This window comes from Phycicoccus flavus (assembly GCF_004025965.2).
GTDB classification, from domain to species: Bacteria; Actinomycetota; Actinomycetes; order Actinomycetales; family Dermatophilaceae; genus Phycicoccus; species Phycicoccus flavus.
In genome coordinates this window covers 1-5835 of the sequence record NZ_SAYU02000117.1, presented here as the reverse complement: position 1 = coordinate 5835, position 5835 = coordinate 1, and the positions used below count along the sequence as shown (strand labels likewise).

6 protein-coding genes are annotated in these 5835 nt (G+C 77.4%); 5 read left to right on the top strand and 1 reads right to left on the bottom strand.

The genetic code is table 11. The features are described from left to right. The 4 genes from EPD83_RS19695 to EPD83_RS19680 form a co-directional block, all read left to right on the top strand. A partial coding sequence (locus EPD83_RS19695) for an Nramp family divalent metal transporter (RefSeq protein ID WP_205859635.1) occupies window positions 1-605 on the top strand: 605 nt, incomplete at its 5' end. A 44-nt stretch (window positions 606-649) separates the two neighbouring features. Beyond that, window positions 650-1315, top strand: a complete 666-nt coding sequence (locus EPD83_RS19690) for a response regulator transcription factor (RefSeq protein WP_128366135.1) — start codon at window positions 650-652, stop codon at window positions 1313-1315. Next, the gene (locus EPD83_RS19685) at window positions 1315-2700 is read left to right on the top strand and encodes a sensor histidine kinase (RefSeq protein WP_128366134.1); all 1386 of its coding nucleotides are present in this window, start codon (window positions 1315-1317) and stop codon (window positions 2698-2700) included. Before EPD83_RS19690 ends, EPD83_RS19685 begins: the two co-directional genes overlap by 1 nt. Further along, a complete protein-coding gene (locus tag EPD83_RS19680) occupies window positions 2697-3641 on the top strand; it encodes a TAXI family TRAP transporter solute-binding subunit (protein ID WP_205859634.1) in 945 nt (314 codons plus the stop codon). The genes EPD83_RS19685 and EPD83_RS19680 overlap by 4 nt, the downstream gene beginning before the upstream one ends. Here EPD83_RS19680 and EPD83_RS19675 read toward each other — a convergent pair. Further along, entirely contained in the window at window positions 3585-4289 is a 705-nt protein-coding gene (locus EPD83_RS19675; protein WP_128366133.1) for an HAD-IA family hydrolase, read from the bottom strand. The genes EPD83_RS19680 and EPD83_RS19675 overlap by 57 nt on opposite strands. Window positions 4290-4345: 56 nt before the next feature. Here EPD83_RS19675 and EPD83_RS19670 point away from each other — a divergent pair. Next, window positions 4346-5835 (top strand): DUF998 domain-containing protein (locus tag EPD83_RS19670; RefSeq protein ID WP_165567040.1); only part of this gene is annotated, 1490 nt, incomplete at its 3' end.

Below are 5835 nucleotides of genomic sequence, written 5' to 3'. Positions count from 1 at the left end.
CCATGCGGGTCATGCGCCTGGACAACGTCACCGCCTACGTCGTCACCGGCCTGTTCGTCATCGCCACCCTCGTCGTCGGCGCCGAGCTGCTCTACTCCGCCGGTATCGCCGTCGAGACCGGGGACCAGGGCCTGGTCCAGCTCGGCGACGTCCTCACCGAGCGGTACGGCTCGGTCGCGGGCACGGTGTTCGTGATCGGCTTCTGGGCCGCGGCGATGAGCTCGCTGGTCGGGGTGTGGAACGGCGTCAGCCTGATGTTCGCCGACTTCGCCGGCGGGGTGCGCCACCAGCCGGCCGACCACCCGGACCGGCTCGCCGGGGGCCGCTACTACAAGGCCTACATCCTCTGGCTCACCTTCCCGCCGATCGTCCTCATGCTGCTCGGCAAGCCGGTGTACCTCATCCTCGCCTACGGCGTGCTCGGGTCGCTCTTCATGCCCTTCCTCGCCGTGACGCTCCTGTGGATCCTCAACACCGACCGGGTGCCGCGGCAGTGGCGCAACAAGCCGCTGACCAACGTCCTGCTCGGCCTGTGCGCGGTCGCGTTCCTCGTCCTCGGGGTCAACGAGCTCGTCGGCGCCGTCCAGAAGGCCTTCGGCGGCTGACCGGGCACCCCGCTCCGCCCGCCTCGGTCCCTATCCTGACCCCGATGCGGATCGTCGTGGTCGAGGACGACGACGGCGTCGCCGAGGCGCTGGTCGACACCCTCTCCGACGCCGGGTGGGAGTGCGCCCGCTTCTCCCGCGGGGACGACGGCCTGCGCCACGTCCGCGACGCCGACCTCGTCCTGCTGGACCTCGGCCTCCCGGACATGGACGGCCTGGAGTTCCTCCGGCTGCTGCGGCGGGCCAGCGAGGTGCCCGTCCTCGTCCTCACCGCCCGGGACGGCGACGGCGCCGTCGTCCTCGGCCTGCGGGCCGGGGCCGACGACTACCTCGTCAAGCCGGTGCGGGCCCCGGTGCTCCTCGCCCGGGTGCACGCCCTCGCGCGGCGGGCGCGGGTGTCGGCCCCGGACAGCGGCCCCGACGGCGTGCTGGCCTGGGGCGGGCTGCGGATCGACCCGGCCGCCCGCACCGCCACCCGGGACGGCGCCCGCGTCGACCTCACCGCCACCGAGCTCGAGGTGCTCCTCGTCCTCGCCGAGCGACCGGGCGAGGCCGTGAGCCGCGAGACCCTCCACCTGCGGGTGTGGGGCAGCCCCGACTCCGGCCGCTCCCGGGCCCTCGACGTCTTCGTCGCCGCGCTGCGCCAGAAGCTCGGCCGCGACCTGCCCCTGACGACGGTGCGCGGGTTCGGCTACCGCCTGGAGGCCTGATGGAGCGGCGGGTCCGGCTCGTCGTCGCCCTCCTGCTCGCGCTGGCCGTCGGGTCGTTGGCCGTCCCCCTGGCGCTGGCCCTCGCGGACAGCCGCACGAACGCCGTCTCGCTGGAGCGCCAGCGGCAGCTGACCAGCCTCGCCGAGGTCGCCGACACCCCCGCCGCGCGCAGCCATGCCGAGCGCTACCGGGCGCTGTACGGCGAGCCGGTGCTCATCGTCGACGGCCAGGGACGGACCTCGGTGGGCGCCGGCGGGCTGAGCGCCCGGGACCCCGAGGTCGCGTCGGCGCTGCGCCTGGCGCTCGTCGACGACGCGACCCGCCCGCTGTCGCGCATCCTGCCGTGGACCCGGGACCACCCGGTGGCCGCGGCGACGGCCACCGCGGACGGCGAGGTCGTCGGGGCCGCGCTCACCCGGGTCGACACCGGACCGGCCGCCCGGGCCGTCGCCCTCTCGTGGGCCGCCATCGTCGCCGGTGCCGCCGGCCTCGGGGTCCTCGCCCTGCTGCTCACCCGGTGGGTCACCCGCTGGGCGATGCGCCCGGTCCACGCCCTCGAGGACGCGGCCCGCGCGCTGGCGCACGGCGACCGGTCCGGTGGCGTGCTCGCCGAGGGCCCGGACGAGCTGCGCGAGCTCGTCACCGAGTTCAACCGGATGGCCGACGCCGTCGACCGCTCGCTGCGGGACCAGCGACGGCTCGTCGCCGACACCTCCCACCAGCTGCGCAACCCCCTCGCCGCGCTGCGCCTGCGGGTCGACGCGCTCGCCCCGTCGCTCGACCCCGCCGGCCGGCGCTCGCACGCCGCCCTCACCCGCGAGCTCGAGCGGCTCGAGGGCCTCCTGGACCAGCTCATGGCCCTGGCCCGGGCCCAGGAGGTCTCGGGCAGCCGGCGCGGGCGGGCGGCCGGCGCCGACGGGGAGGCGTCCCTGGCCGAGGTCGTCGCCGGGCGGGTCGAGGCCTGGGAGGCCTTCGCCGCGGAGCACGGCGTCGACCTCGTCGTCGACGGGTGCGGGCGCGGGGGCGAGGCGCGGGTGGCGGCGTCCGCCGACGTCGAGCAGGCCCTCGACGTGCTGCTCGACAACGCCGTGCGGCACACCGCGCCCGGCACCACCGTCACCGTCGCGGTGACGCGCTCGGCGGACCGGGTGGGGGTCACCGTCACCGACGACGGCCCCGGGGTGCACGGCGGCGAGTGGGACCTCGCCACCGACCGGTTCTGGAGCCGCGGCCGCCGGGGCGGGTCGGCCGAGGGCAGCGGGCTCGGCCTGGCCATCGCGGCGGAGCTGGCCGAGGGGCGGGGCGGCTCCCTCGTGCTGCGGCCCGCACCGGCGGGCGGGACCCGGGCCGTCCTCGACCTCGGCCCCGCCGAGGGGGAGCGGTGACGACCCGTCGCACGGTGCTGCGGGCCGCCGCCGGGCCGGCCCTCCTCGGCGGGCTCGGGGCACTGGCGGGCTGCGCGCCGGACCTCCCGCCGCGGCTCACCATCGCCGCCGGGGACGACCGCGGCATCTACATCGCCTTCGCCCGCCTCCTCGCCGAGCGGGTCGCCGACCGCACGGGCGTCGAGGTCGAGGTCCTGCGCACCGAGGGCAGCGTCGACAACGTCCGCCGGGTGCGCTCCGGCGAGGCGGACCTCGGCCTCACCCTCGCCGACGCCCTCGGGGACCCCGTGCCGGCCGAGGTCCGCGCCGTCGCCCGGGTCTACGAGAACTACCTCCAGCTCCTCGTGCGCGCCGGCGACCCGGTCCGCACCCTCGCGGACCTGCGCGGCCGGACCGTGAGCCTCGGCGCGCGGGGGTCCGGGGCGGCGGTCACCGGGGCGGCCCTGCTCCGGGCGGCCGGGCTGCGGGAGGGCCCGGGCGCGGACGCCGTCCGGGTGACGCACGCCGGGCTGGCCGCGGCGCTGGGGTCGCTGCGCGCGGAGGAGGTCGACGCCGTGCTGTGGTCCGGCGGGATCCCGACGCCGGCCGTGTCCGCCCTGGACCGCGAGGTCCCGCTGCGGATGCTCGACCTCGCCCGGTACGTCGACCCGCTGGCCGCGTCCGGCTTCCCGTACGCGCCGCGGCGGGTCCCGCCCGTCGGCTACGCCCCGCCCGGGGCGGACGCGCGCACCGTCGGCGTGCCGAACCTGCTCCTGGCCCGGGCCGCGCTCCCGGACCGGGTCGTCGGCGCGGTCGTCGAGGTGCTCGTCCGCCGGGCGGCGGTCCTGCTCCCCGACTACGTCCGCGGCCTGCAGTACCTCACGCCGGCGACGATGATCCAGACCTCACCCGTGCCCCTGCACCCCGGCGCGGTGGACAGCTACCGTGCGCTCCACGGCTGAGACCTCCCAGGTGAGCCCGGTGAGGTCGGTGACGACGAGGTCGGCCACCTGCTCCAGCTCGGCCCGCGGCGTCGTCGACGTGACGGCGACGAGCCCGCCGCAGCCGGCCTCCCGCGCCGCCCGCAGTCCCGCGACCGCGTCCTCGACGACGACGCAGCGCCCCGGGGCGACGCCGATCCGCTCCGCGCCGAGCAACCAGGGGTCGGGGTGGGGCTTGCCGCGCGGGACGTCGTCGGCGGTGACGACGACCGGCGGGTGCGGCAGCCCCGTCGCCGCCAGCCGGGCCTCCGCCAGCGGCGCGCCCGACGAGGTGACGATGGCCGTCGGCACCCCCGCGTCCCGCAGCCGCAACAGCAGGTCGGCGGCGCCGGGCAGCACCTCGATGCCGTCGACGTCGTCGACCTCGAGCTGGAGGATGCGCGCGTAGGCCTCCTCGCGCCGGTCCTCGGGCAGCAGCTCGGCGATGAGGCCCCGCGCGGTGACGCCGTGGAAGCTCCGCAGCCGCTGCGGGTCGACGCCGTACTCGCTGCTCCACGTCGTCCAGTTCCGCTCGACGGCCCCGATGGAGTCGATGAGCGTGCCGTCCATGTCCAGGAGCACCCCGTCGAACGCGGTGTCGAGGGCGTCCGGGAGCGGGGTCTGCGCCATGCCGTCCAGCCTACGGCGGGCGCTCGGGCCTCATCGAACGACCTACTGTGGGAGCCATGTCGCGCCCCGCCGGTGCCCTGCGCACCGCCGTCCTCAGCTCGGCGGTGGCGGTCCTCGCGCTCGTCGGCGGCTGGACCTGGGCGGCGGACCTCGTCGGCCCCGGCTACGACCCGCGCGCGGAGTCGATCAGCGCGCTGGCCTCGCTGGCCACGCCGCACCGCTGGGTGATGACGGCGGCGCTCGTCGTCACCGGGGTCGCGCACTGCGGGACGGCCGCGGCCCTGGCGTCCGCCCGGCGAGCCGGGCGGCTGACGCTCGCGGCCGGCGGGCTCGCCACGATCGGGGTGGCGGCCGCCCCGCTGCCCTCGCGCACCGAGTCCTCGGCGCTGCACACGACCGTGGCCGTCGCCTCCTTCGTGCTGCTCGCGCTCTGGCCGGCGCTGGCCGCCCGCCGGGGTGGTCCCCCGGTGCTGCGGCCCGTCGTGGCCCGCCCGCTCGCGGGGGTGCTGCTGGCGGCGGTGGCCTCGCTCGGCGTCGGGCTCTCCGGCGGCTCGTTCGGCCTGCACGAGCGGGTCGTCGCCGCGCTCACCGCGCTGGGCCCGTTCGCCGTGGCCGTCGGGGTCTGGTGGTCGGGCGGGCACCGGGTCGGTTCGCGGCGGCTGCGCCACGGGCTGGCCGCCCTCGTGCTCGTCGTGGGGTGCGTCCTCGCGGGAGTGGCGGCCACGGCGCTCGCGCCCGCCACCGCGCACACCCGCACCTACCAGGCGACGGTGTCGCTGGACGCCGACCCCGCGCACGTCGGCCGGATCGTGGCCGAGACGACCTTCGGCGACGCGCGCGTCGGCTTCTCCGGGCTCGCCCCCGGCATCCGCGCCGTCCCGCAGGTTCGGGCGAGCATCGCCGACGTCCTCGCCCGGCCGCAGCTGAGCCTGGCGAGCCTGCGCCCGGGCCCGGGCGAGCTCGACGCCGCGGTCCGCGAGGTCGCCACCCGGCTGCTCGGCCGGTTCGCGCTCGGGGCGCTGCTGCTCGTCGTCGTCGTCCTCGCGGTGGCGGGCGGCGCGCGCCGTCGCCGCCCGCCGCGCTGGCTCGTCGGCGCGGCCGCGGCGTCGTGGCTCGTCGCGACCGTCGGGACGTCGGCGGCGATCTACACGACCTACCAGCCGAGCCGGCAGCAGTCGTTCACCGCCACGGAGGTGCTCGGCACCCTGCAGCGCAACCAGGGGCTGCTCGGCGACGTCGAGACCCGCGCCACCCAGGTGACGCCGTACCTGCGCAACCTCCTGGCCCTCTCGACCGCCCTGCAGCAGAAGTACGCCGCGGGGGCGCTGGAGTCCGACCCCGCGCTGCGGGTCCTGCTGGTCAGCGACGTCCACGGCGGCAACCAGTACCCGCTGATGCGGACGGTCGTGCGGGACCAGAGCATCGACGTCGTCGTCGACACCGGCGACCTCGTGAACTTCGGGACGGCCGAGGAGGGCGAGGCCGCCGGCGTCTTCGACGGCATCGCCTCGCTCGGCGTCCCCTACCTCTTCGTCCGCGGCAACCA